Origin of the sequence: Schaalia turicensis (assembly GCF_019380255.1) — a bacterium.
Lineage (GTDB): Bacteria > Actinomycetota > Actinomycetes > Actinomycetales > Actinomycetaceae > Pauljensenia > Pauljensenia turicensis_A.
Map to the genome: position 1 here is coordinate 1,311,072 of NZ_CP048928.1, position 24,237 is coordinate 1,335,308.

The 24,237-nt window shown below is 53.7% G+C and carries 20 protein-coding genes; 9 read left to right on the forward strand and 11 right to left on the reverse strand.

Features of this window, described 5'->3' with window-relative positions; genetic code table 11:
* Positions 1–2: 2 nt before the first annotated feature.
* Together G5S47_RS05775 and G5S47_RS05780 are read right to left on the reverse strand one after the other, a co-directional pair.
* Positions 3–1,181: a lipopolysaccharide biosynthesis protein gene (locus G5S47_RS05775; RefSeq protein ID WP_257878417.1), complete on the reverse strand. Its 1,179-nt coding sequence runs from the start codon at positions 1,179–1,181 to the stop codon at positions 3–5.
* An 81-nt stretch (positions 1,182–1,262) separates the two neighbouring features.
* On the reverse strand, positions 1,263–2,138 hold the full coding sequence (locus G5S47_RS05780) for a LicD family protein (RefSeq protein ID WP_006681356.1): 876 nt from the start codon (positions 2,136–2,138) through the stop codon (positions 1,263–1,265).
* A 227-nt stretch (positions 2,139–2,365) separates the two neighbouring features.
* On the opposite strand from G5S47_RS05780, the gene G5S47_RS05785 reads away from it, so the two are divergent.
* The gene (locus G5S47_RS05785) at positions 2,366–3,451 is read left to right on the forward strand and encodes an acyltransferase family protein (RefSeq protein ID WP_103631996.1); all 1,086 of its coding nucleotides are present in this window, start codon (positions 2,366–2,368) and stop codon (positions 3,449–3,451) included.
* A gap of 152 nt (positions 3,452–3,603) precedes the next feature.
* Here the strand turns inward: G5S47_RS05785 and G5S47_RS05790 are convergent, their stop codons facing one another.
* Positions 3,604–4,488, reverse strand: coding sequence for a glycosyltransferase family 2 protein (locus G5S47_RS05790; RefSeq protein ID WP_006681358.1), 885 nt, complete (start codon positions 4,486–4,488; stop codon positions 3,604–3,606).
* 218 nt (positions 4,489–4,706) lie between these two features.
* Here G5S47_RS05790 and G5S47_RS05795 point away from each other — a divergent pair, with 218 nt between their 5' ends.
* Positions 4,707–5,543, forward strand: a complete 837-nt coding sequence (locus tag G5S47_RS05795) for an NAD-dependent epimerase/dehydratase family protein (protein WP_179369806.1) — start codon at positions 4,707–4,709, stop codon at positions 5,541–5,543.
* 64 nt (positions 5,544–5,607) lie between these two features.
* Here G5S47_RS05795 and G5S47_RS05800 read toward each other — a convergent pair whose 3' ends face one another.
* From G5S47_RS05800 to G5S47_RS05810, 3 genes are all read right to left on the reverse strand, one after another.
* Positions 5,608–6,534: a DMT family transporter gene (locus G5S47_RS05800; RefSeq protein WP_006681360.1), complete on the reverse strand. Its 927-nt coding sequence runs from the start codon at positions 6,532–6,534 to the stop codon at positions 5,608–5,610.
* A 14-nt stretch (positions 6,535–6,548) separates the two neighbouring features.
* Positions 6,549–8,342, reverse strand: a complete 1,794-nt coding sequence (locus G5S47_RS05805; RefSeq protein ID WP_219585328.1) for an NTP transferase domain-containing protein — start codon at positions 8,340–8,342, stop codon at positions 6,549–6,551.
* 168 nt (positions 8,343–8,510) lie between these two features.
* The gene (locus G5S47_RS05810) at positions 8,511–9,803 is read right to left on the reverse strand and encodes a nucleotide sugar dehydrogenase (protein ID WP_006681362.1); all 1,293 of its coding nucleotides are present in this window, start codon (positions 9,801–9,803) and stop codon (positions 8,511–8,513) included.
* A 122-nt stretch (positions 9,804–9,925) separates the two neighbouring features.
* Between G5S47_RS05810 and G5S47_RS05815 the strand changes: the two genes are divergently transcribed.
* Positions 9,926–11,074 carry a glycosyltransferase family protein gene (locus G5S47_RS05815; protein ID WP_257878420.1) on the forward strand — a complete coding sequence of 383 codons (1,149 nt, stop codon included), beginning with the start codon at positions 9,926–9,928 and terminating at the stop codon, positions 11,072–11,074.
* A 66-nt stretch (positions 11,075–11,140) separates the two neighbouring features.
* On the opposite strand, the gene G5S47_RS05820 is transcribed toward G5S47_RS05815, so the two are convergent.
* Complete coding sequence (locus G5S47_RS05820) at positions 11,141–12,370, reverse strand: glycosyltransferase (protein ID WP_219585333.1); 1,230 nt, start codon at positions 12,368–12,370, stop codon at positions 11,141–11,143.
* A 65-nt stretch (positions 12,371–12,435) separates the two neighbouring features.
* Between G5S47_RS05820 and G5S47_RS05825 the strand changes: the two genes are divergently transcribed.
* Together G5S47_RS05825 and G5S47_RS05830 are read left to right on the forward strand one after the other, a co-directional pair.
* Positions 12,436–13,791 carry a lipopolysaccharide biosynthesis protein gene (locus tag G5S47_RS05825; RefSeq protein ID WP_219585335.1) on the forward strand — a complete coding sequence of 452 codons (1,356 nt, stop codon included), beginning with the start codon at positions 12,436–12,438 and terminating at the stop codon, positions 13,789–13,791.
* Positions 13,788–14,951 (forward strand): glycosyltransferase family 4 protein, encoded by a 1,164-nt coding sequence (locus G5S47_RS05830; RefSeq protein ID WP_219585337.1) that lies wholly within the window; start codon positions 13,788–13,790, stop codon positions 14,949–14,951. The genes G5S47_RS05825 and G5S47_RS05830 overlap by 4 nt, the downstream gene beginning before the upstream one ends.
* A gap of 71 nt (positions 14,952–15,022) precedes the next feature.
* Here the strand turns inward: G5S47_RS05830 and G5S47_RS05835 are convergent, their stop codons facing one another.
* The 4 genes from G5S47_RS05835 to G5S47_RS05850 form a co-directional block, all read right to left on the reverse strand.
* Positions 15,023–17,227 (reverse strand): cell wall-binding repeat-containing protein, encoded by a 2,205-nt coding sequence (locus tag G5S47_RS05835; protein ID WP_219585339.1) that lies wholly within the window; start codon positions 17,225–17,227, stop codon positions 15,023–15,025.
* Between the two features lie 100 nt (positions 17,228–17,327).
* On the reverse strand, positions 17,328–18,311 hold the full coding sequence (locus tag G5S47_RS05840; protein ID WP_179369815.1) for a Gfo/Idh/MocA family protein: 984 nt from the start codon (positions 18,309–18,311) through the stop codon (positions 17,328–17,330).
* A 7-nt stretch (positions 18,312–18,318) separates the two neighbouring features.
* Positions 18,319–19,419, reverse strand: a complete 1,101-nt coding sequence (locus G5S47_RS05845; RefSeq protein ID WP_103632005.1) for a DegT/DnrJ/EryC1/StrS family aminotransferase — start codon at positions 19,417–19,419, stop codon at positions 18,319–18,321.
* Entirely contained in the window at positions 19,419–20,018 is a 600-nt protein-coding gene (locus G5S47_RS05850; protein WP_006681370.1) for an acyltransferase, read from the reverse strand. Before G5S47_RS05850 ends, G5S47_RS05845 begins: the two co-directional genes overlap by 1 nt.
* Positions 20,019–20,138: 120 nt before the next feature.
* Between G5S47_RS05850 and G5S47_RS05855 the strand changes: the two genes are divergently transcribed.
* From G5S47_RS05855 to G5S47_RS08535, 4 genes are all read left to right on the forward strand, one after another.
* On the forward strand, positions 20,139–20,819 hold the full coding sequence (locus tag G5S47_RS05855) for a glycosyltransferase family 2 protein (protein WP_101627541.1): 681 nt from the start codon (positions 20,139–20,141) through the stop codon (positions 20,817–20,819).
* Positions 20,819–21,253, forward strand: a complete 435-nt coding sequence (locus tag G5S47_RS05860) for a DUF2304 domain-containing protein (RefSeq protein WP_101627542.1) — start codon at positions 20,819–20,821, stop codon at positions 21,251–21,253. The genes G5S47_RS05855 and G5S47_RS05860 overlap by 1 nt, the downstream gene beginning before the upstream one ends.
* 62 nt (positions 21,254–21,315) lie before the next feature.
* Positions 21,316–22,632: an LCP family protein gene (locus tag G5S47_RS05865; RefSeq protein WP_103632007.1), complete on the forward strand. Its 1,317-nt coding sequence runs from the start codon at positions 21,316–21,318 to the stop codon at positions 22,630–22,632.
* Positions 22,629–24,188, forward strand: a complete 1,560-nt coding sequence (locus G5S47_RS08535; protein ID WP_257878422.1) for an LCP family glycopolymer transferase — start codon at positions 22,629–22,631, stop codon at positions 24,186–24,188. Before G5S47_RS05865 ends, G5S47_RS08535 begins: the two co-directional genes overlap by 4 nt.
* Positions 24,189–24,237: the final 49 nt, after the last annotated feature.

The following is a 24,237-nucleotide window of genomic DNA, read 5'->3' on the forward strand; positions in this document are numbered from 1 at the left end:
GACTACTGTTCGACGGCTTTCTTATCCCTGTTCGCCACCAGTACGAGTCCGAAGATCATGGAGAGCACGGTCATCGCTATCCCATAGGCAATCGAAGCACCCATAATCTGATAACGCGGGATCAGAATGGGAACAAGAGCTGCAATCGTCAACGCTGACACGGCGTACCCTACAAAGACCAGCTTCTGCTGGCGCATCGTCGTAATCGCGTAATAGAGAATCACACTGGCAGAGTTCATGGCTCCACCAAAGACAAGAACGATCAGCTCCGTTCGATATGGAGCAATATCTTTACCGAAAACAAGATTGAGAATCGGAACACCAATAAAGTAGGTCACAATCGCAACCGCGACAAATGCGCCCGCTGTAGCGGTAAGCCCGCGACGCACGATCCCAACAAATCCTGACCAGTTGTGGCGAACCCAATGATGAGCCATCTGTGTCAGAAGTGGTCTAAAGACAACCAATGCCAGCAAATTGATTGCTACCGCAGGCATGTAAAGAATTGCGAAAATACCCTGTTCTGTCAGGCCCAAGTAACGGTCAATACCGAAACGTGGAGCATTCGCAAGATACATGGAAATAAACGATGCAAGAGCAAGCGGTAGACAATCAATGAGGAGAGCAGAAATCTCGCGTTTTGTCCATAGCGGTTTGAAAGCAAAAAGTCGCACGCTCTGAGGAACAAATAGAACGATCATCGCTACGAGCGACGCAACCAAAGTTGCAATTACTGTTATCCAAAGGTTCTGCGTAATGACAAGCCCGGCGCTAAATACAGCTGTAGTGACAAAAGTACGCCAGAACCCTGCTGCACCAGCAATATCCAGATGGCCACTACGTTGAAGCTCGCAGTAGTAAACATCTTCGAACGCATCAAAGACGCGGATCGAGGCAACCAGGATCATGAGCATCACAGCGGAGAGCCCATCGCCACTCACAACCGCGTATCCTGCAATGCCAATAATCATTGCACCGACGGTCAAGATTCTAGTTGCATGATAGGTGCCGAAAGTAAACTTCCCCGACGCATCTGTCACATGGTACGTGCGTACTTCAAACATTCCCAGCGTCTGGAATTGTTGACCGACCGCAATTGCTAACGAATATAAGCCGGCAATCTCAATACCGAGAACACGAGTGACAACGATCAACATGACTACCGTCGCAGCAGACTGCATCAGAGAATATGCAGTATTCCAAAAGTAGTCACGTTTGAGAGAACTACTGGCACTGGCGTCCGACATGGACTCGTCCTTCTCTCAGGCGAGGCTTTCGTAGGGACCGAAATCGATTTCTACCGGCTTATGGTTACGGCGCTTCTCTTCCGGTGGCATCTGCATGTAGTCGCCGTACGAACGTGTCAGAACCGCGTCGTACTCGCGCTGGAGTTTGACCGTAATGTCTTCAAACGGAACATCCAGAGCTGGGAAGAGCTCCTCGCGAGTCACTGTCCAGTTCCACGGATCACGCATCGAAAAGTCAGCGTAGATCCCTGTATCAACCGATTCGAAACGACGAGCAGCCTTATCCCACTTGTTCTGCAACATTTGTGGGGTTACACGGAATAAACGCATAGCCCAATGAGCAAGCGAGGTTGCACTGTGGATCGCAAAACGCTTGAAGCCGTGTGTGTCAATCAAGTAGGGAGTCGGGGTTCCCTGTACGTAGAGCAGACGACCCCACACCCATGTTCTGCGACTCATTGCTTTAACCGCTGCAGGATCATCGCCCGGAACATTATCGAGAGGGAGTAGATCGATTGCTAGGCGCATCCGGTACTTCGAGTCCTTGCCAAACTCAGGAATGAAGACAGTTCCATCCAGCCCAAGTTTGGTAAACATGAAGGGATATTCTGGCACCGTACGCGTATTGTCGAAACGATAGTCTTTCGACATAATCTTCGGCGCCTCGGCAAGGAAACGCTCGTAATCGGCACGAGTCATAAGCACGTCAACATCATCGTCCCACGGGATGAACCCCTGATGCCGCACAGCCCCAATAGATGTTCCACCGTAGACCGTGTACTCGACCCCAAGCTCGCGACAGGCTTGATCAAAATCCTTCAGAATCTTTAGGAGAACTGCCTGAATCTTCGCAAGTTGCTCCGGATCTGAAAATGCATCAGGCGTTGCCATACGTTGTCCTTAAACTCGAGCATCATTCCAACTTGATCGTTACCCGATTATCGCACAGGAGAGTATTTCAGCCGAGAAACACATCGTGCTTCAACAATGATCCCAGACTCGTTACGCCACAAGAATTCACATGCACATCCACGTTGTTCACCGCTGTCGTAGGTTGCACACGAGAAACAAGAGTCGATCAAGGGGAGCCAGATATGCGTCCATTACACTAAGTGACCATGCATCTGCCCCAACCATATACGCGAGATCTTGGCTCTCGCGATAACGCCCTCAACCTCCTGCGATTAGCCCTTGCGTTTCTGGTTGTGTTTTCTCACGCCCAGATTCTGGCAGGTGTTGGAGATGGTGTTGTCTGGCAGGGACAACACCTGGGTAGCTGGGCAGTCGTTGGTTTCTTTGGTATTTCCGGCTTTCTTATCACGGGCGCACGAACTCGAAGTAATGGCGCACACTATTTGATGAATCGCATTACTCGCATCTATCCCGGATTCTTGCTGTCCCTCGTTGCGGTTGCTTTCATCTTCGCACCGATTGCCTATTACGTTGAAAAGCACTCGTTCGACGGGTTCTTCGCAACTCCGACTACGCCACTCCACTACATTTACTCGAATATCTTCCTTTTAATTAATCACTACGATGTCTCGGGCACTCTTGCATCGGTGCCTTATCCGTCGGCTTGGAATGGTTCCCTCTGGAGTTTGTACTACGAGTTCTGGTGTTACATCATCATCGGTGTCTTCCTGTCATGGGCGTTCACAAAGAACCACGTGTGGCCAACAATCCTGCTATTCCTCGTGTCGGTAGCAATTCACGCGAGAATCGGTTGGTTCCTTCCCTACGTTGGAAATAGTGGCGATTTTCAGCTACTCATCTTTATGCTCCCGTACTTCCTTGGGGGCGCGATTATCTTCCAGCTAGGCGATAAGTTGCCAATGAGATGGGAGTACGCTTTTGTTTCCCTCATCCTTGCGCTTGTGTGTATCTACGGTTCGGACGGTTTCGGTAAGCAAGCAGCATCACCATTTATGGCCTACGTGATCCTCTGGCTGGGAGCTGTTCTCCCCTCTCCGAAACTCATTCAGGTTCATGACATCTCGTACGGCGTGTATATTTTCCACTTCCCCGTCCTTCAGCTTCTTATCCTGTTCGGCGTTCACACGATGGGGTTCTGGTTCCTTTTAATGGTTGCCACGTTCATCACTGTCATCTTGGCGACAGCGAGCTGGTTGGGTGTTGAACGTGCAACGATGCGTTGGGTTCGCGGAAAATCCCCCTGGGGAGAGCTCTCCTTAGCTGCTCGTTAGTAAGCCTCAGCAAACAAGGCTTTTCGCTACAGAGAACTCACTTCCCTCATTTCCGCCATTGCCTTCCAACGAAGTGATAGCCATTCACTGAAAGAGGTTGGTGGGCGCTTTTCAGAAGCACCCACCAACCTCTTTCAGTGTGCTCTGACACACTACGAAATCACATGCTTCAGAAGTTGCGAGACAGCCGCGTTATCCTTCTGCTTCAAGGCTTGGGGAAGCAAAGTCAGAGCATGTGCTCTCGACGTTGAATGAATACGCGCAGCACGTGCAGCGCGCCTCCAGCCATTCTTCAATACGAGCTTCTCGGCAATCGCAAAGTAATCGCGTTCTCCTTGGAAACGACGGCCATCAAAAAGTGCAGTCGACGATGCAGATTCAGCGTGACGACGGTATGCAAAACATACATAGGGATCGAAGAGCAGAGAGCCTCCAGCCACGATGACATCCATGACAAGCGCAAGATCCTGAATAATCGGGAAACCCGGACGGAACTGCGTTGTTTCAAAAACCTCACGCTTGAAGACGAGCGAAGGCCAGTACAACCAATCGGCTCGCAACAGCGATACGGCAAGATCCTCACCGGACAACAGACGAGGCCGCTGCGCATCAGGTCGCAGTAGGGACTTAACCCGGTCGACAACAGGAGTGACCGCAGAGCTGCTCTCATCAATGATTCGAACTCCCGGCTGGATAATGGATGCAGAGGGAAATTCAGAGTGAAGCTTCAAGATTCGTTCGACGAAGTCGCGTTCTGGAACATCATCGCATCCAAGCAACATAATGAGCTCCGCCGAGGCAAGTTCAACGCAGTGCTCATAGTTCTGGGTGATGCCCAGATTGTTTTCATTGCGAATATAAGTCACGCGCTCGTCATCAAGGTGCGAGAAGTACTCGCCCACCTGCGGATCTGGGTAGCAGTCATCAACAACCGTCAACTTCCATCCGCCCACGCTTTGGTTACGAACGGCCTCTACTGTTTCAAAGAGGTACGACGGTTCGCCCCAAAACGGCAACATAATGTCGAGGGTATGCATAGCTCAATCTCTCAGATTCTTCGGGGGAAGGTAGACAACGGGTCTGGCTTCTACCTTTCAGATAACTCCATCTTAGTTGCTCGATTATTATCTCGGCAGAACCTACAGGGAACGCCAAGATAGTGCGCGAACCCTCACCTATATTTTTCAGCTCACGGTGTCTGATTTAGCTCGTTTTATACGAGGTAATGGCAAAGCCAACTGATACCATCACACCTATGCGAAAGACTGTTCTCGTTACTGGTGCCGGTGGCTATATTGGTCGCCATGTCGTCGACGCTCTGCTGAAGCATGACGTCAATGTTTCTGTCGTGGATTTGAAGTTTGACGGAATCGATGAACGCGCCAAACGTCTGAACGTCAATATCTTTTCAGGCGACGCTGACATCTACGAGCAGCTAGGCAAGCCCGATGTTGTGCTTCACATGGCCTGGAGGGACGGTTTCAAGCACAATTCTCAGGCGCATGTGGACGATTTGGCTTCCCACTACCACTTCATCTCAAATCTGCTTGAAGGTGGGTTGTCTCAGATTGCAGTGATGGGCTCAATGCATGAGGTCGGATATTGGGAAGGCGCTATTGATGCTGACACCCCCTGCCACCCCGCGTCCCTCTATGGAGTAGCAAAGAATGCTCTGCGTGATCTCACCGCTATTCGCGCTTCTCAAACTGGCTCATTGATGCAATGGATCCGTGGCTACTACATCGTCGGCGATGACAAATTCGGTAATTCCATTTTCAGCAAGCTTCTTCAGGCTGATGAAGAAGGCAAGACATCTTTCCCCTTCACCATGGGAAAGAATCTGTACGATTTCATTTCCGTTGATGGTCTAGCGCAACAGATCGCCGCGATCGTGACGCAGGATGAGTACACGGGCATCATTAACGCGTGCTCGGGTCAACCGATCTCATTGGCTGACCGCGTTGAGGCATACATCAAGGAAAACAATCTTTCTTTGACACTCGAGTACGGCGCCTTCCCCGATCGTCCTTATGACTCCCCCGGCGTTTGGGGCGATCCAACGATCATCAACCAGATCATGGCAAAGAACTGACTTCGCGTTCACATAGGTGTGGCCTCCCTACAGACAGGGAGGCCACACCTTTTTGACCAGGATCCTATGTGAACTGCGAACGCAGTTCCTTCCAGTTCGGCGTAGCAGCCAGAACCGTACCCACCAAGATAACCACACAGCACACGATCTGTAGGACGCTGGGAACGGTCCCTTGCAAAAGGAATGCGAAGATCACCGCCCACGCAGAGTAAGAGATGTTCAGTGCCATCCCTCGCGAGGCGCCGACTGTGTCGATGGCCTTGTAGTAGAAGAGATACGAAGCCGTTCCGGCGATTGCAGCAATCGCGATCACACCAGTTCCCACCGTCGGGATTGCACGGAGGGTAAACCCGACGACCCCAGCGATCGGAGCAACAACAATGACATACACGAGCGCCGATGTTGTTTCACGAATATGGAGGGCAGTCTCGTTGTCAACGGCATCGTCACGCATTCCCCACGCGAGAATGACAGCTTCGGAGCCCCAACCAAAAACACAGGCAAGAGCGGCAATGACGCCAAGGACAGGGTTGCCCTCGGTAACCGTCTGCGTGGACGAATAGCCGATCATCACAATGGCTCCAAGAGCTACGAGCAAAGCAATAATCTGCTTGGGGCTCATACGTTCTTTCAGGAATACGAACGCCAGAACGGTACCCACGGCCGGGTAGAAGGTGGAAATGATGGCCGTAAAGCCCGGCCCGATGTGATTGATCGCAATCAGGTACCCGGTCATACCGAACGGACCACCCAGCAATGCGCCGAGCATGACGGCTCGACCCGATCGAGTCTTCACCGCAGCTAAAGAGTCACGTAGACGACCTCTCAGGCCCATATAAACAAGCAGGACCAGGGCGGCCGTCACATCGTGCAGTAGCGCGGATGAAAGCGATGATTCTGACGCATCGAGGAACGGGACAAAGACTAGTGCGAGAGCCAGGATCGACGTGTCCAAGCCCCAGAGAGCACCCGAAAAAATACCCCACTTCATTGCGTGTCTCCTCTTCAGTTATCCAGCTCGGCGTTCTCGTACGCAGCAAGTAATTCGTTGAGCTTTCCGGTTGCGTGCGAGTAGTAGATGTACAGCCATTCACCGACGTTGTCGCCCTCTGCTTCCTTTACGAGGGACCAGATGTACCAACACCACCCAGCAAAGACAACGTATGACCAGAAGTGACGCTGTTCGGTTGGGGTGGGTGTTCGGCCAAAATAGTATTCGAGGGCTTGGGTAGCAAGCTCATCGGTGAGATCGGTCGCGCAAACGACCATTGTCCCGAAGTCAGCAGCGATATCGGACATCCCCGCGTATTCCCAGTCGATCAGGTCAAGATGCCCGTTCTGAGAAACAAGGAAGTTCAGGTTGAAGAAATCGTTGTGGCTGGGACCCAGCGGGAAGTTGTCCGCATCGGCGTGTGTCTTCAGCCGAAGGACCTTGGTGCGAAGCTCCTCATATCCAGGTACGTCGATGGGACCAAACTGTTTCAGAATCTCTTCGTATCGCAGACCTTCAGTGACGAAGTCAAAGTTGCGAGTGAGAGTCTTCCCACTGTCATGTAGGCGTCGGGACATCTGCATCGCGCGACGAAGCTCGTCGGGATTCGTCACGTCAAGGTTGCGACAATCGGGGATAAAGCGAGAGATCTTCCATCCTTGAATCGGGTTGGAAGCAAGGAATGTCGAGTCTAGTTCCAGTTCACTCGCCAGATTCAGTGCTTCGCTTTCGGCTTGTCGGTCCACGATCTTGTCAGTTCCCAGGCCCGGATGGCGATAGACATACTCTTTGTCTCCCACAGCAAAGTGGCATGACAGATTAGTAATTCCCTGCTTGAGGGGGTAGACATCCTGGATATCATTCACATCGCAGTTCAATGTTGCCGTGATGTTGTCAAAAATCTCGGAGTCAACATTCTCCATGAAGAACGGGTCAAAAGAGCGAAGTTCATCAAGAGAATCAAATTCGTTAATCAGGCCAGCAGGGTATGTGCGCATGACCATCGAGAACTGCTTGATGTTGTCGACATAGATCTGTTCCCAGAGCTTCGGGGTGGTTTCTGGAAGGTGATAAACGCGCTCGAGGATCTCCACAAACGTGGCTGAGAATTCACGGTCGAAGTAGACGTGGCCAAGCATGATCCACGCGTCATGTCCGCCAACTTCAACGCCGGTAATGCGACCGCCAGCGCCGGTTGTCAGACACCACTCATCGGTCTCACCTTCAACATACTGGGCCGAGTAGTAGGCGCGGTAAACGTGGGATTCGAAAGGATTCTCGGTGAAGTAATCGTCGGACGAGCAGACGTAGGTATTGGCCAGTTTGTCGCGTACCAGCCACAGCGAACCATTGTTGTTTCGCGTGGCGTATTCGGAGTTCACAACGATTTTCACGCCGTATTTTTCGACGAGGTAGAAGAAGTATTCCTTCCTGTAACCGACAACGACGGTGATGTCTGTAATTCCGGCTTCGTGGAGCTGCTCGATCTGGCGTTCGATCAGAACCTCTCCATGAACACGCAGGGTCCCCTTCGGTCGTTCATAGGAGATGGGGGCGAAACGTGATGAGAGACCTGCTGCCATAATGACTGCGTTATCGACAGCATATGGCGCGAGAGCTTCCAGGCCAGCGTCAGTGATCTGACGGGCCGCAAGATACCCGCTCGCTTCAAGCTCACGAACAGCCGAGTTCACACGTCCTAGTGACATACCCGTTATTGCTTGGATCTCACGCTGAGTGAGCGTTCCTTCGTTACAGTTCACTGCGTAAAGAACATCGAATTGCGCGTGTGACAGTGGTGCAGACATCAGCCATCCGTTCAAGAATTGTTTTCCGAGACTCACGTTCAAACATAAGCCTTGTGTAAATAATTATGAACATACAGCGTGGTGATGTCACGCATTTTTGCGTATTTCACATATTTTCAATCGACTTCAACGAAGCAAATACGTGCACTTCATCGACTTTCTGGCACGTTATTCACCAATAACGACGCGTGGCACCCCCGCCCACAACTCGGGTGAGGTCACGCGACGCCCATCGAGTAGCAGACGAATTCCTGGGCAATCCGCTGGGGTGAGCGTGCGGTACAGTGCATGATCGGCCTGAACAATGGCGCAGTCGCACGCATCAGCCCCCAGATGATACGGCTCCCACCCGAAGCCTCGTAACTCATCGTCTGAGTACATCGGATCATGAACGGCGACGTTTGCCCCGCGAGTGCGCAGAGACTCAACCGTGGCGAACACGCCGGAGAACGCCGTCTCTTTCACTCCCCCCCGGTACGAGGCGCCTAGAACCGCAACTCGTAGCCCCGCTAGCGAACCCAGCACGGACTCCGCGCGAGACACAACGTATTCCGGCATCGTCGCGTTGTAGGAACGCGCAGTGCGCACGATCGATGCATCCGGGTCGGTCGACAGGTAGAGGCGCGGGTAGACGGGAATACAGTGCCCTCCCACTGCGATCCCCGGACGGTGGATATGCGAGTAGGGCTGGGAATTGCACGCGTCGATCACTCGCTCAACATCAATCCCCACCTTGTCCGCATAGACTGCAAACTGGTTGGCCAAGCCAATGTTGACATCGCGGTAGGTAGTTTCAGCGAGTTTCGCCATCTCTGCAGCCTCGGCGCTTCCCATATCCCAGACTCCGTTGGGGGAAGGCAGGTCAGCGCGCTCATCGAAGTCGAGAACCGCTTCATAGAAAGCGATACCCGCTGCTGTTCCCGCATCGTTCAGCCCACCAACCAGCTTCGGGTATTTACGCAGGTCAGCAAAGACTCGTCCGGTCAGCACACGTTCGGGCGAGAAGACGAGATGGAAGTCTTGCTCTTCCTTCAATCCCGAAATCGACTCAATCATTGGCTTCCACCGGTTGCGGGTTGTACCCACGGGCAGCGTGGTCTCGTAGGAGATAAGAGTATTCGGAGTGAGATGCGTGGCCAGCGAGCGCGTCGCATCATCCATCCACCCGAAATCCGGCTCCCACGTCGTGTCATTAACGAAAAGCGGAACAACAAGGACAACAGCGTCAGCGCCGGGAATCGCTTCTTCATACGACGTTGTCGCACGCAAGCCCCCTGAAGCAACAACGTCGCGCACGTATTCATCAAGGTGCGCTTCACCTGGGAAAGGTTCGACGCCCTTATTCACCAGGTCAACGGTCGTTTCATTCACGTCGACGCCGATGACGTCATGCCCTTTCATCGCATACTGCACGGCCAGTGGCAGTCCAATTTTTCCGAGGGCAACAACAGCGATACGCACGGGTACTCCTTCAGGGCTCTGTTCGCCATCAAGTATGCGCTGAAGAAGCCGTGACTCTCTTGATTCACGCGCGGAGCGCCGGTATCCGTGGGCGCACACAACAGATAGATAGAATGAATTCCATGTCGCGTCCCCAAATTCTGGTCCTCTCATTTTCTCCGCTTATGCGCGATGCCCGCGTACTGCGTCAGCTCAGCGTCGTTGCTGAGTTTGGTGACATCACGACCTGCGGATACGGTCCTGCAACGCCCTATTCCACGCATCATGTTGAAATCCCAGCAGGCGCGGCCTCGTTGCCCCAGACTCCCCTGGGAGTTGCGTGCTTGGCACTTCATTGCCACCGCGCATCGGACTTGGCAGCCCCCGGCACGCGCGCAGTCATTGACGACTTACGGGCACGTCACTTCGACGCAGTGATCGCCAACGATGCGCGCGCACTTCCGCTTGCGTACGAGGCCGCCCAGTCTGCACCGATCTGGGCTGACCTGCACGAGTGGGCACCTGAAGAGCGCACCCACGTTGCAGCGTGGAGGATCCTTATTGCGCCGTGGATCGATTCGGTCTGTGAGCGTTATCTTCCCAGGGTCGCGAATGCGACGACGGTTGGCACAGAAATTATGAAGCTCTACGAGCGCCGTTATGGTGTTCGCCCGCAGCTCATGCGTAATGCCGCTCCTTTCGCGGACCTCACGCCATCAACTACTCCTACACACAGGCCACTACGCATCGTCCATTCGGGTGCGGCAGTGCCCGGGCGTAGCCTCGAAACAACGATCGACGCAACCCTGGCTACGGACGGCGATTTCAGCCTTGACCTGTACGTGGTGCCCGGTGGGGATAAGGGCGCTTATCTCAAAGAATTGAAGGCGCGAGCATCCGGTTCGGACCTCGTTCGTTTCCACGATCCTGTCGCTCCCGCTGACCTGCCGGCCACCCTGAACGCCTACGACATTGGTGCATTCTGGATGCCACCGGTGACAACAAACGCACGCCTCACGCTACCCAATAAGTTCTTCGACTTTGTGCAGGCACGTCTTGCCCTGGCAATTGGGCCGAGCATTGAAATGACCGCTTTACTCGAAAAACACGAACTGGGCGTCATCTCCGCCGGGTACGAGGTTCCTCAAATCGTTGATTCCCTGCGCCAGCTGACACCAGAAGTGGTTGACCAATTCAAACAGGCTTCGCACACCGCCGCACCCGAGCTCTGCTTTGAGAAGGAAGCTGAAGTCGCACGCGGAATCATGCGCGACATGTTGGGATGTTCTTAACGAATAGTTCGCTCCCACATCAGCACATTGAGTCGCAGGTTCCCCGAAGTGACCCCCTGTTGAAACTCAGCGTGAAGATTGAGCCACTTCCAGCACGATTGCGGTAGCTCGCGCAGATGAGACCGCAACCGATCGGTGTTCTACAACCCAGCGATGAAGGCGCGCACGATCACAGCGCGGATCATTGTCATCAAGAGTTGACAGCTCAACCATCGCATCACACACCGCATCGACATCTACATCAACTGCGCACCCCAGGTTTGCTTCCGCCACGTCGAGTGCAGCCTGCCCGGGACCAGCAAAAATAACAGGAGTTCCCGCTGAAAGGGACGATAAAATCTTCGTCGGATACGCGTAGTCGTAGGCGCCGGGCTTCATTGAGGCAAGCGACGCAGTGGCGAGCGCGTACCAGCGTTGGGCTTCCTCGGCGCTGACAGTTGGGTGGAATTCAATTCCAGCAATCCCGCGAGCGCGATCGCGCAACTGCGCCCACGCACTCCCCTGCCCTAAATAAATGAGGCGCGCCTCCGGAAGCTTCTCCTTCACCTTTTCGAACGCATCGATAAAGATCTCCGGAGCGAGCCACTGGGCGACTGTGCCCGCGTAGAGGAAGACGGGGCCTGAAGTTTGGGGGAATCCTTCGGGGACGAGGCCACGATCCCCGCTCAATTTGCCGTCGCTTGTTTCATCGCGGGTCGTATCAATGCCATTGGGGACGACGACTGCTTCCCGACCTGAAATGGCCTGGACTCGATCCGCGACACCCTGGGATACGGCGATGACTGCCGTTGCTCGCTTCATTGCGGTTCGTTCCATCCACGTCACCGCGTCAACGACAAGTCCAGTGGTTCCTTGGGCGCGCGCCGCGTCCGACACGATATCCGCCGCAAAGTAAATGTGAGGAATACGCCGTATACCGCATGCCATAGCGGTAACAAGACCGGTGGTCGGTGGCGGTTCGTTGACCACTGCATCTGGGCGTTTCGCCGTTAGCAGGCGGAAAAAGAGCGGAACGTCGAAAGATATATAGGGAACGTATCCGCGTACTGCTCCCGTTGCGTCACGAAGAACCGGCCAGCGCCTGACGTCGATATCGTTCATCCACGATGGGAGTGGGAGGCTCCGCAGTGATTTTTCGGGTTTTGAGGTGAAAACACTCACCTGAGCCCCGCGCGCATGCAGGGCACGAGCGAGAGCACTCAAGCGAAGTGCCGCGGCAGCTGGATCAGGCGTAAAAGTACGGGTCGCAATAACGACACGAGCCTTTGATCGCGATGGTGAGCGTCGTCGTTTCACTCTTTAAGTGTGCAGCACTCTCCCCTGATACTCCAAGCAGACACCGTAATGGCACAATTGCACGTATGGGTCCGTCTATCCTGCGTCGAATGCGAGCTGAACATCCTCAGCTGGCACATATTTCGACGCTTCTGACGGGAACCGTCATTGCACAGCTGATTGTCCTTGTGACAACCCCCATCATCGGGCGCCTCTATACTCCCGAAGATATTGGATCATTTGCTGCGTTCCTTGCTGTTGCGCAGATTGTCGCGGGCGTGAGTGCTGGCAGATACGACATGGCAATCGTGCTTCCCGACTGTGACAACGAGGCGCGACGCCTTGTCCGCGTTTCGCTCACGCTGACATCCATCGTTGCAGTACTGACATCCGTATTCTGTTGGATCTTTGCCCGCCCGATTTCCCGCGCTTTAAACCACGAGGAATTGGCGGGGATTCTTGGCTGGTCAGGCATTGTTGTCATGTGCCTTTCCGTCACGTCAGTGATGAATTACTGGCTCACTCGAGTCGAACGATTCTCAGTCATTTCATCAAATAGGGTGCTCAATTCTGCCGGTATTGAGTTGAGCCGCATCGGAGCCCCGTTTGCTGGCTTAGCTCCCCTAACGGGTCAGCTTTTCAGCCAGTTCTTCGGGCAGGTCCTCTCTACTTCTACTCTGCTGTATCGTGGCCGATCGAGCCTCGTCGCCCCCGAGACTGGCGGACGCACCACGAAGCAACTCCTGCGCCGCTATCGGCGAATGCCGTTACTTAACGCTCCCAATGCGTTGGTTGACGCTGTGCGAGTCAACGGAATCGTCCTGCTCATTGGCGTGTGGTATTCAGCTGATCCGCAGGGGCAGTTTGCCAAAGCGTGGCTCCTCATGCAAGCGCCCGTAGCTCTGATCACCAGCGCAGTTTCTCAAGTGACCTATCGTTCCCTCGCTGTTGCACCCCGCGGAACGCTGTTGATGACAGTCCGTAGATCGATCCGTTTATCCTTCTTCGCCTCCATCGGTCCCTTCGTTCTGCTTGCCTTGATCGCTCCTTCGTTGTTCCCCTGGTATTTGGGGGTCGGTTGGGAACAGTCTGGGCTGATTGCTCAAGCCCTCCTCCCCTGGCTTCTGCTCAATGTCGTGACATCGCCGATTTCAACGGTTTTCGTTGTCACAGACAGGCAAGGTCTGATGCTCGCATTCGCGTGCGTGTATGCGACAACTCCCCTTGGAATCATCCATATCATGGGTGGCGCAGGCTTTCCGATCGTCACCACGCTCTGGGTTGTCTCCATCGTCCAGGCACTGTTACTTGCCGGCCTCACCGCGCTCACGGTTCGCGTTGCTAGAGTCTGGGATAAGTCTGACAATACGGAGTCTTACCCCGTTACGCCACGCACTAGTGTCGTGGCGCCCATGACCGTTGAACAGGCAGATACCGAATGAAAGTCACACTGACCAAAGGCACTCTGTCGATTCCTCCCACGTATTTCGCCACCGCCCATGCGCTCGCAATGCCGGATATCGACTGGACCATCGTGACTCGTACGGCGTTCATCGATGATCCATCAATGAGCATTCCTGTTCTCCAGGTGGTTCCCGATCGTCTTGCCCCTACAGTTCAACGCGCTGCGAAATGGGCGTATGGGCACGCCATGACACGCATGATTGTTGCCAGCCACCCCGACATCATTCATCAACAGCAGGCAACGTGGTCTCTTCCAGCGGCTCGAGCATCACGCAAGCTCGGTGTTCCACTGGTGACAACCGTGCACGGCGGGGATGCCTATCATCATTCCAACCTTGGAATCCATCTTCCCTCTATACCGAGAAGAGCCGGCGCATATTGGAATGACCTCAATATTGAGGCTGCGTTCCATCAATCTACACAGGTGCTCGCCGTGTCGAGGTTCCTTGCTGACAAAGCTGTTCAATCTGGAGTAGATGCCCGCAAACTGACTGTTCATTACCAAGGCGTCGACACCAGCTGGTGGACTCCCGCCACTTCTTCCATCACCGGCGAACAATCTCCGCTTGCCACCGATGATCCAATCCTGCTTTTCGTCGGAGCGCTGAGCGAGCTCAAAGGGATCCCCGACCTGCTTTCTGCTCACGATTCCCTCTTAAGTTCGTACCCCCATCGCCTTGTCCTGATCGGAGATGGGCCGCTACGTTCTCAAGTCGACAAGGCCGCTTCCGCCGACCCATCAATTCACGTGCTCGGACGCGCAACAAAGGAAGAGGTCCGCAAGTGGATGCGTTGCGCGACCGGCCTCGTACTCCCCACCCAAACAACGAACGGTAGAGCCGAAGCCGCCGGACTTGTCCTTCTTGAAGCGCAAGCGTGCGGGACCCCCGTTATCGCGAATCGGGTCGGTGGAACTCCTGAAATGGTCGCACCATCGTGGAGTGAACATCTCGTAACGGAGCGCGATGTGCAATCCCTTGCATCCCAGATGACAGCCCTGTTGAGCATGAACGAATCTGAGCGTGAAGAACGCGCTCAGCATGCGTCACGCTGGGTCAAAAAGAATCGCAGTGTCACACGCGCAATCGAACAACTACGGGATATCTACAGTCAGCTCACACACTCAACAGCCTTCTGAGCGCGCGGAGTCCGAAAACACCGTGGGCGTTGTGAGGAATTCTCCTTTCGCGCCCACTTTGCTGTTTCTGGTCACCTACTTGCGCACATCCGGGCTTTCATGAGAACTTCGTCTGAAACAGCACCGGTTCCGCCTAGAGCGACAACCTTCTTGGGTTTAACGTCCTTCAAGTAGTCGCAGACACTGGAGGGCAGTGAAGCGGTTTCGGTCAACAGACGAGGACCATCCGTGAGGGTGCCTGATGCAACACCATCCATGAAAACATCGCCGCGGACAAGATAGACAATTGAAGGCTTTGTCGGATACGAATGACGCGCTGAAGCAACCGACGTGGAGTACCGGTCTGTCCCTCCGAGCGAGGTGGCACCAGCAGCTAGCGACACCGAGCCCAGCTGATACCTCTTTCCACCCAGCTTTGATGCCAAAGAAGCAGACGCACTATCCAAGCCAACTCCCGGCTTCGCCAAGAGAATCGGCCCGTCTTCGGCGTTTGCAGCAACCAGAGCGTCAGCTGAGCCAACGCCGTTCACACCCAAGCCATCTGCAACGTAAACCGCTGCGGATGTCGTGGGAAACACGTATGAAGCAACACGACGAGCAGTATCAAAACGATCAGTTCCGCCCAAGCGCACTCGAGAAACACCCGGGAGCGAGTTCCAGAGCGAATCTGGCAAGACTCCGGTTCCACCAACCATGACGACCTTTGAAACACCAAGGCGTCTCATTTCGTTGACTGTTTCAGGCTTCACTCCCCCGCGTGAAGCGAAGAGAATTGGCCCGTCTTTAACGACGCCGGCAGCCAAAGCATCAACCGGCGACAGGCGGTTCACCAGATAGGCTGTCGTCGCTCCCGAGGGGAAACGCGCTTGCGAAATGGCAATTGCGGTGGAATCGCGGTCTGCGCCCGAAAGACGTCCGCCTTCAGCGGGAACAGCTCTGGGAGTCTCCTGAACATTGCCTGCTCCGTCAATCCAAGCGTTGTTGCCTTTAACGAGGCTGGCAACAACCTTACGCAGACGCGGAAGCTTGTCATAGAACGCTTGACCTGGGCACTCTGTTCCCCCGACGTCACGGTGACCCGACAATGCTGGAATCCAACGACCACCGGCTGGCTGCCCCTGAACCCAGATGCCCTTGTAGGGATCCTCGATACCGATTCGTTTAAAGAGCCACGCAGCGAGCTTTGCCACGGAGTTCTGAGCTACATATGGCGGTTCTTCGTAGACGAAGTTTCCGACAACAGAAATGCCCAGCGTGTTCGTGTTCGCACCGTAGGCATGACCGCCTTCGTAGAAGCCAGTCAAAGATCCTTCGCGACCTTCATATACGGTGCCATAGCGATCAACGAGGAAGTGGTAGCCCACATCACCCCAACCATTCACGTTGGTGTGAAAATTCCAAATACCCTTCACCGTCGCCGCGGCGCTTGCCTTAGAGTAGCTGTTGTCCGAGGCAGTGTGGTGGATAACAACACCCTGAGGCCTAATCGCTTCAGGAGTCCAACCTGACGACCATGGCAGACCGTATTCGCCACGGGACAAAATATTCAGTCCCTGCATTCCAGTGTTGTACGAGGCGCCTCGTACACCAGTATTCACTGCACGCGCGCCCGGTTGCTCCTTGAAGTCAACCTTCTTCAACGAAGAATCAGAGCCAAGTTCATTTTCCTGGGTTTCGGTGTACACCACGCTCACATGAACGTTCCCCAGGGCCTGGACATCAGTATCAGTGCCAGGCGCCGCTTTCACGACAGCTTCGATTTTCGAGGCATCCTCAAGATAAATGGGATTCGTGCTCTGCGTCATTGTCTCAGCAACAGCATCCTCAAGTTCGACGTCTGTCCAGCCAGACCACATACCATCGGCTTCGCTTCGGTATGCGATCGTGACTGCGCCTTCTTTAATACCGTCTTCGAACACAACACCGGCAATAACAACACCTGAAGGAAGATCAGACGCGACGTGCAGAACAGATTCTTCATTCTCTTCGGGAACTACTTCGGAAGCATTGTGAAGAGAGCGCTGTTCAACCTCAACAAGGAACGGATCTTCACTTTCACCAGTTCCGTATTCACTTGGAGCGACTTTTTCTTCCATGGGAGCTTCAGCGATGTCTTCCATGCCATGAATATCAGCAATGGAAACCGTGGCAGGAGCAACATCCATGTCAGAGGGAAGAACTAAGTCAGTAGCAGTCGAAGGCGTCGATGGCTGAAGGGCAAGAGCAGCAGCTAACGCGCCCACACTCAGAAGCGACACAATAGACAATCGGCGCACAATTACTCCAAAACGCGGTGACAGATGTTGCTAGTGTGACACATGTTGTTAATGGAAACAATGTGAATTCACCAGTATCACGCCATTGAGCCCCTATTTGTTACAGGGTCACCGCGTACCCTTCGCGCGCAGACTCCAGTATCGCTTCCGTGATTCGTAGGGTCTCTAAAGCTTCACGCATCGAAACATGATTCGCCCCTATACCGTTGATCGCATCGCGGAAGTTCTCCTGTTCAACAACAAGAGGTTCACGCTTATCAATCGCATAGCGAGTCACTGTTCCCTCACTGACACCCCTAAAAGCTGCCACTTGATCCCACTGAACGCGTGTTGAGCCGTTTTCGTAGAACGTCAGGTCCGCCATCGCAGTATCGGCGACCAGGGCCCCCTTCTCTCCAACGACAATCGTCGTGCGATCTTTATAGGGAGAAAGCCAGTTGATCTGGTGGTTGACCAAGATGCCATTATCCAAACAGCCCGAAGCAACCAGCATGTCTTCATCTTCGCGCCCCGAACGATACGCCGTTTGGGCAAAAATTGTCCGATAGCTACTCCCCGTCACCCACTGCGCAAGATCAATGTCGTGCGTTGCCAGATCCTTCACTACACCGACGTCGGAGATGCGCGCCGGGAAAGGTGATTGCCTCCTGGTTGAAATCTGAAAAATTCTTCCAAGCTGACCGCCAGCGATGCGCTGACGCATTTGCATGAGCGCAGGGTTACAGCGCTCAACGTAGCCAACAGCACCGATAACACCAGCATTATCGAATGCTTCAACGATCTTCTTGCCCGCTTCGTATGACGTGGCAAGTGGCTTTTCAACCAATGTGTGAACACCAGCGTCAGCAAGGCTCAGTGCCACTTGCTCATGGAACACCGTCGGTACAGCAACGATCGCCGCATCAATACCTTGGGAAATCATGTCATCAACGCCAGGCAGAACTTTCATGCCATTGCCGACACCAAAGCGATCTCCTGCTGGATCAACAAGGGCAACCAGCTCAACTCCATCGGTTTGTCGAGCAATGCGAACGTGATGGCGCCCCATTGAGCCAACGCCAACGATACCCAAACGAATAGTCATCGAAACCTCACGCCCCAGCGCGAGCAAGCGTGTTCACGGCTTCAACGATGCGTTCACGTTGCTGGTCGATCAAGGATGGATATACGGGCAACGACAATACCTCGCGCGCAGCGCGAAGCGTATTGTCGAGTTCGGTCGATGGCGCATAGGGTTTCAATGACTCAAGCCTATGATTCGGAATCGGGTAATACACTCCGCTTCCCACTCCCCATTCCTCAGCCAATGCCTTCATGAAACGGTCTCGATCAGTATCAATCAGACGAATCGTGTACTGGTGATATACGTGAGTCGCTCCCTCAGCGACACGAGGAACAATTACTCCTTCTAAATGAGTGTCAAAGAATGCGGCATGAGCTTGACGTTGCTTGGTCCACTGTCCAACTTTCGTCAATTGCACCCGCCCGATTGCCGCATGGATGTCGGTCATGCGGTTATTCAAGCCAACCAGCTCATTCGCATACCGTTGTTCCATACCTTGGTTACGCAAAAGACGAACGTTTCGTGCAATCGTCTGATCCGTTGTCGTCACCATGCCACCCTCACCGGATGTCATGTTCTTCGTCGGATAGAAACTGAAAGCTCCAAATGCTCCAAATGTTCCAACGAATTGACCATCAAGCTGAGCCCCGTGTGCTTGGGCCGCGTCTTCAAAGAGCATAAGCGAGTATTTGTCCGCGAGCGCTTTCAGCTCATTCATCGGCGCCGGATGACCATAGAGGTGAACCGGCATAATGGCTTTCGTTCGCTCAGTGATTGCATTTTCAACCGAAGCGGGACTCAGACAGAACGTATCAAGATCAATGTCAGCAAAAACAGGCGTTGCTCCGGCGAGTACAACTGCATTGCCCGTTGCCGCGAAAGTAAACGACGGAACAATAACCTCGTCGCCGACGCCGACCCCCGATGCAAGAAGACCCAAATGAAGCGCAGAAGTTCCTGAATTAACGGCAACGGCATTGGCGCCACCAGCAAGCTGAGCTGAAAACTCGTTTTCAAATGCGGCGACTTCTTTACCCTGGGCAAGCATTCGAGAACGTAGAACTCGGCAAACAGCGTCTACTTCCTCTTCGCCGATAAGGGGATGGGCGGCAGGAATCATTGCAGGCATCAGTCATCGTCTTTCGTCAGGACAGTATCGCCAACGACAGTGTAGGTTTCACCCGTCTTGGGGCAACGCAAACGCGACGGTTGTCCCTCAATCTCTTTCAGTGGAACGCCAGCCGTTCCTACCCAGCCAACCTGTCGGGCAGGAACACCAGCGACAAGGGCATAGTCTGGAACATCTCGCGTAACAACAGCGCCTGCTGCAACCATCGCCCAACGACCAATTGAGACGGGAGCAACCACAACAGCTCGCGCGCCCACCGAAGCTCCATCACCAATTGTGACGCCGACAGGTTGCCAATCATCAGCAGATTTGATGGAGCCATCTACGTTCACTGCTCGTGGAAAATGATCGTTTGTCAGGACGACTGCTGGCCCAATAAAAACTCCGTCACCCAATAGGGCAGGTTCGTACACCAAGGCATAGTTCTGAACTTTGCAGTTAGCTCCCAGCCTGACACCTTCGCCGATATACACGCCGCGACCGATGATGCAGTTCTCGCCCAGAATCGCGGCCTCGCGAATCTGAGCGCAATGCCAAACCGCGCACGAAGGCGGAACTGAGGCGTTCTCGCTCACATCCGCGCTTGCTTGAATACTCACCGGTCATCCTTTCATAGGCAACACTCCTACTGTACCGGCGACGTTTCTTTCCTCTCAATGCTCTTCATCCCCATACACTCACGTCGCCACGCTGCATATAAGAGTGCGAGAATAGCGGTCATGAGGATTGATGACGATACGTGGATCATCATCCCTACGTACAACGAGGGACAGATGATCGGCACCGTTATCGATGCTTTGATGCCTTATTTTTCTCGGATTCTCTGTGTAGACGACGGGTCAAACGATGATTCTGCCAAGGTCGCCCGCTCACATGGAGCCACTGTCATTACCCACCCGATCAATCTTGGTCAGGGCGCAGCTCTGCAAACAGGAATCGAATGGGTGAAGACTCATACATCGGCGCGCTGGATTGTCACTTTTGATGCTGACGGTCAACACGATCCGAAAGATGCTCGTTCAATGGTGGAATACGGGAAAGAGAATCAGCTGGGTTTCGTGCTTGGATCTCGTTTCTTAGGAAGACACGGCAAGTCCGTTCCGCTACTACGTCGCGTTGCGCTAAGAACAGTGGCATTCATTTCCGGTCTACTCGGGGGGCTTCGTCTGTCGGATGCACACAACGGGCTTCGAGCTCTGAACCGTGATGCTTTTAGCCACGTGCACCTGCATCACAACCGCATGGCACACGCCTCGGAGATTAATTCTCAGTTGGCACGCACTCACTTGCCTTATGCTGAGTACCCGGTCCACATCACGTATTCGGACTATTCGCAAGCTAAGGGACAATCCCTTTTAAACGGCGTCAATATTCTTGTTGATCTTATGTGGGAGCGATGATGACAGAGTATTTTCTTATCCGCGCCCTACTGATCATCGGTCTTGCCCTTGTCACGTGGCTACTGGTTCGCCCAGTTCAAAGCCAATCGCATCTTGCCGCCCAACGGCTACTGATCCTCGTCATCGTTATCTTTGCCATCATCACAATTGTGTATCCGCCACTTCTGAACCAGATTGCGCGGGTTGTCGGTGTAGAACGGGGCATTAACCTTTTGGTCTACGCCCTCATTATCTGTGTACTCGCCCAGATGAGCGCGTCGTATCGCAATTCCATGGCGCTGGAAAAACGAATCACTCTTCTTGCCCGCCAAGTCGCGCTTAGCAACGATCCGCCTTCGCAGGAATCCCCTGTGACGACGCATACTCACACCAACGACGACTCTGGGAATCCTTCAAATGAGACAAGTAGCACTCTGCACAACACGGGCGATTAAAAACGCCACTTTTGGGTGCCCAACCGCCGAAAACGCTTCTATTCACGCTACGATCGACACCGATGAGTAAAAAAACGTTGAAGAATCGGGCAAACCTGGTTCAGCATGCCGCACGGAACCCCTTCCGTTTTGGTGTTCTGCGAACCGTGCTCGCATCTCTTTTGACCGTGACGCTATTCGTTGGCTCCACTGCGGCTTTCGTCTATCGGAGCCTTGCCAATCAGGTAAAGAACGCGTCGCTGGATATTTCCGCGCTTGAGGCACCTCAATCCACCAAACCAGAACCAATGAAGCTCATCGATGCTTATGTGGGACAACCGATCAATATTCTTGTCTCCGGTGTCGACTCACGCTATAACCAAAGCTCTGACTACGGTGACGCCGAAGAACTGACGACGATTCAGTCCGACACGACGATGATCGCCCATATTTCCGCCGATCGTTCGGAAGTCACATTTGTCTCCATTCCTCGCGATCTTCTGACCCATATCCCTTCGTGTATGCGTTCAGATGGTTCGATTACGTCGTCGTACTACGGAATGTTTAACTCAGCATTTGCAATGGGTGCCGGCACAAACGATCTGGCAGGTGGCGTTGCCTGTACCAAAGCAACGGTCGAAGAACTGACTGGTTTAACGATTGACGGATTCATTGTTGTTGACTTCACCGGCTTTAAAGGGTTGATCAATGCTGTCGGTGGCGTGTGGCTAGATATTCCTGAAGAAATGTACGATCCCGCGTCCGGTCTCGATCTTGAGGCAGGGTGCCAGTACCTCGACGCGAATAGCGCGCTAGCGTACGCGCGCGCTCGTAAAAATGTCGGCGACGGTTCAGATATCTCTCGTATTGGACGCCAGCAACAGCTGATCGCGGCAGCGCTTCGTGAACTTTTGTCCCGAAACTTTATTACTGATTTCCCCGCCCTGATTTCTTTCGTTCAGGCAGCAATTGCTTCTCTTACAGTGTCACCGAACTTCGGCGACATTAACGCTGATGCCGGTCTGTTTGCCTCCATGCTGAAGTTGCAGGCATCGAACATTCGCTTCACAACGATGCCGTGGGCTGAAGCCCCCGAGGATCCCAACCGAGTGATTGAGATTGAATACCTTTCGCGACCATTGTGGCAGGCATTAGCAACTGACACTCAGCTACCGGGAGGTACAGAGTACACCGACGGGACCGGGGCTCAAATGACGATCCCTTATGAAGACGCACCTGCTGATTCCACTCAATCAGTTGCTCAGGCTTCTTCCTCCTCTTCCGGCGGAGTCATTGAAGAACAAGATGAATCTGACACGACTGCCGTGTCAGGTACTGCATCATCTGCTTCCACCGACACCGCTCAACCTGTCCCTGCAACCTGTCCCCCGAACCGATGAGCACCGAACCTCCCTCTTTCGTCCCTTCATCTGGTCGAAAGCGTCCTACACGCGCGGATGTAAAGAAGGTGAATGGCGAGACACGCCACCCTGATTCTCCGGGCATTCCTCGCCTCTCTGTCGAACAGCGAGCTATTTCGTCCTCAGAATCGGGAGCAGATTCGAAGGATCAGGTTCTTCAGCGCCCCGTTATTCGGCTCCGTGAACGCCCTCGTGTCAGCGGTATTGCGGCAGACGATGCCGAACCGCATGCGTGGCGAATCGGATCAGAATCAGCAGATGAACAGATGCCGAAGCGTTCTTTGCTCCCAACAACCGCTGACCAACCTGCTGAAAATCTTCCTCCATCTTTTGCTCCCGGACGCAAACATCGCGTGGGGCGAAACTCAGATTCAAGCGAGCATCGGCAAACAGCAAATCCCCCTGCTTATACTCCGGGTCGCACGATGTCGAAGCCTAGCGGGATCACTCATACTCCACCTACTCAGGAATCTCGCCAACGTGGAATGTCAACAACCACGTCTTCTGTTCAGCGCTTTCAACCACGGGGTCAATCAACGAACGCTGTCTCTTCGAAAGCGTCACTTCGTCACCCTGTAGCACCAAAGAAACGTTCTGCTCATTGGGGACGCAAACTCGTCTCCCTTGTGGTCGCCCTTCTTGTCCTGATCGTTGCGTGGGGAGCTTTTTTGGTGTGGGATGCTAATTCTCACCTTGGTCGAACAAACGCTTTGACAAGCGGAGCGAACACGCCCGGTACAACCTATCTTTTAGCGGGATCTGATTCCCGCGCAGACGGCGCAGTGCAGGATGATTTTGACGGGAATGATCGCTCGGACACCATTATGTTGGTTCACGTCGCTCAGAATGGTCAAGCAACAGCCCTCTCCATCCCGCGCGACAGCTACGTGGAGATCCCCGACTATGGCTGGGACAAGATCAATGCTTCTTTCGCATATGGTGGAGCAAATCTGCTGACACAGACAGTTGAAAATCTGACCGGATTGCACGTTGATCACTATGTTCAGGTCGGCATGGGTGGCGTTGCGAATATTGTCGATGCCGTTGGCGGAATCAATGTATGTTTCGACGGTGATGTCAGCGATGATCCTTCTGGGCTTGTCTGGCAAGCTGGATGTAGCGACGTTGATGGGATGACAGCCCTCGCCTTCTCACGTATGCGCTACTCGGATCCGAAGGGCGATATTGGTCGTGCTGAGCGGCAACGTCAGGTGATTTCAAAAGTTATTGACAAGTCCGCAAGCACCGAAACATTTGTTAACCCTGCACGTACTTTACGCCTTGAGCGAGCTGGCTCTGAGTCCTTCACTGTTGATGAGGATTCGTCCGTTGTCGATGTTGCGAAGCTTGTTTTGGCCTTCCGCTCTGCATCGAATAACGGATTGATCGGTGCGCCCCCAATCGACGAGGTTAACTATCAGACTGATATGGGTACCTCTGCTGTCCTTCTTGAAGGAACAACAGCTCCTGATTTCTTTGAGAAGCTGCGTTCAGGCGCACTCTCCATCGAAGATTTCAATATCATCAACGGTTAATTCTCAGTTTCAAGCTGAAGATAATGCAACGGTGTGTGGGGGATGGTCG